We start from the raw sequence: 2,098 nt of genomic DNA on the forward strand, positions 1-2,098 counted from the left end.
CCCGCCCCGGCCCCCGACCCGGTGCCCAACGCGCCCGCGCCCGTCGTCGAGTGGGGGCCTGCCTACGACACCGGGCCCATCCCCGGGGCCAGCGGAAGCCCCGCGCTCGACGGCAATGGCGTGCCCGCCAGCTACGTGGTCGTGTCGGGCGACAGCTTCTTCGACATCGCCCAGCGGTTCGAGCTGCCGCAGCAGCAGTTGCTGCGCATGAATCCGCAGATCCACGACTTCGGCGAGACCGTCTACATCGGCGACCTCATCAACCTCGACTGGACGAAGACCGGCTGACGCGGCCGCCGCGTCGGAGTAGCATCGGCCGCGAATGAAGGCTGGCTGATCGCATGAACGACGTCGTCACGCTCGAGCCGTGGAGTCCGTGGCCGCTGGTGATCCCAGGGGTCATCCTGGTCGCCGCGGTGGTCGCGTCCGTGCTCGGCACCCGCCTCCGGCGGAAGCGCGTGCGCGAGATGGGATACCTCGGCTTCCTCATCGCCGCGCTGGCCGCCTTCGCGATGATGTGGACGCTCTCGTCGATCTGGGACTCGAAGCAGCGCGTCGAGGCACTCACCCAGCTCGGCTACCTCACCCCGACGTTCGGTGGCGGAATGAGCTTCGCCGCGGGAACCACCGGCGTGGTGCCCTTCCAGGCCGTGCACGGCGCGGAGCGCGTTCGCGGCGTGCTGCGACCGTTGGGCGGGGATCAGTGGCAGGTCACCCTCGTCGAAGACGCCGAGGAGGACTGAGAGCGGGAGCCATGGAATGTCCCCCTTGACCGACGCGCTCGCGAACGAGATCGTCGCCATCGAGCCGTGGAGCCCGTGGCCGCTGGCCTTTCCCGCCGTCATCGCCTTCGTCGGGGTGCTCGCGTCGCTCGTGGGCACGCGGTTCCACTCGAAGACCATGCGGGAGAGCGGCTATGTGGCGTTCCTCGTCGGCGTGCTCGCCGCAGCCATGATGACGTGGTCGCTGTCGGGCATGTGGGACTCGGGGCGCCGGGCCGACGCGCTCATCGACCTCGGCTACGAGTCGCCGACGTTCAGCGGCAGCCTCGACCTCGCCGGCGGCCGCCTCGCACCGATCGCCTGGCAGGCCGTGCACGACGGCGAGCGGATGCGGGGGGTGCTGCGACCGCTCGGCGGCGACCGCTGGGGGATCGCCGAGCTCGAGCCGCGCTCGGAGTGAGCGACGCCCGCCCCGCCCCGCCACGCCGCGACCCGCGCCCGCGACCCGCCGCGACCCCTACGCGAACAGCGCCTGCCCCACGAACTCGCCCTTGGCGACCCCGCCGGGCACCGCGAAGATCGCCGAGCCGACGTGCTTGAGGTACTCGTTCAGGCCGTCGGCGGCGAGCCGCTGCTGCACGGTGATGAACTGCTCGGGCGAGCGCTGGAACGAGAGGAAGAAGAGGCCCGCGTCGAGTCGGCCGAGCTCGTCGTTGCCGTCGACGAAGTTGTAGCCGCGGCGCAGCATCCGCGCCCCGCCGTTGGCCGAGTGGTGCGCGAGACGCACATGCGCGTTCGTGTCGATGAGCGGCGCGCCGGTCGGCCCCTCGGCCTCGAAGTCGGGCTCGGTGAACTCCGTGCCGCCCGACATCGGGGCACCCTCGCCCTTCGAGCGGCCGACGAGCTTCTCCTGTTCGCCGAGCTGCACGCGGTCCCAGTTCTCGATGATCATGCGGATGCGGCGGGCCACGAGGTACGAGCCGCCCGCGAGCCATGCCGGCTCGTCGCCGGGCTGCACCCACACCTGCTCGTCGAGCACGGCGCCGTCCTCGGCCTTCACGTTCGCGGTGCCGTCCTTGAACCCGAACAGGTTGCGAGGCGTCGCCTGCGCGGTCGACGTCGACGAAGTGCGGCCGAAGCCGAGCTGCGACCAGCGCAGGCTCGCCCGGCCGAAGGCGATGCGGCTGAGGTTTCGGATGGCGTGCACGGCGACCTGCGGGTCGTCGGCGCACGCCTGGATGCAGAGGTCGCCGCCGCTGCGCTCGGGCTGCAGCGCGTCGCCCTGGAACCGCGGCAGCGGTTCGAGTCCGGCGGGTCGGCGGGCGGCGAGCCCGAACCGGTCGACCCCGTCGGCATCGGCGAAGAGCCCGGGCCCG

Annotated in this window: 4 protein-coding genes; 3 read left to right on the forward strand and 1 reads right to left on the reverse strand. The window is 72.1% G+C overall.

Annotation, left to right across the window (positions count from 1 at the left end):
* From GH736_RS21725 to GH736_RS21735, 3 genes are all read left to right on the forward strand, one after another.
* The coding region (locus tag GH736_RS21725; protein WP_159607006.1) for a LysM peptidoglycan-binding domain-containing protein at positions 1-288 on the forward strand (288 nt) is incomplete at its 5' end.
* Between the two features lie 53 nt (positions 289-341).
* The gene (locus GH736_RS21730) at positions 342-743 is read left to right on the forward strand and encodes a hypothetical protein (RefSeq protein WP_159607008.1); all 402 of its coding nucleotides are present in this window, start codon (positions 342-344) and stop codon (positions 741-743) included.
* 25 nt (positions 744-768) lie between these two features.
* Positions 769-1,182, forward strand: a complete 414-nt coding sequence (locus tag GH736_RS21735; RefSeq protein ID WP_159607010.1) for a hypothetical protein — start codon at positions 769-771, stop codon at positions 1,180-1,182.
* Positions 1,183-1,239: 57 nt separating this feature from the next.
* On the opposite strand, the gene GH736_RS21740 is transcribed toward GH736_RS21735, so the two are convergent.
* Positions 1,240-2,098 (reverse strand): Dyp-type peroxidase (locus tag GH736_RS21740; protein ID WP_159607012.1); only part of this gene is annotated, 859 nt, incomplete at its 5' end.

The sequence above is a fragment of the Agromyces humi genome (assembly GCF_009720255.1).
GTDB classification, from domain to species: domain Bacteria; phylum Actinomycetota; class Actinomycetes; order Actinomycetales; family Microbacteriaceae; genus Agromyces; species Agromyces humi.

Coding starts and splice junctions, on each gene's coding strand:
- GH736_RS21730 (WP_159607008.1), top strand. CDS start 342: ATGAACGACGTCGTCACGCTCGAGCCGTGGAGTCCGTGGCCGCTGGTG.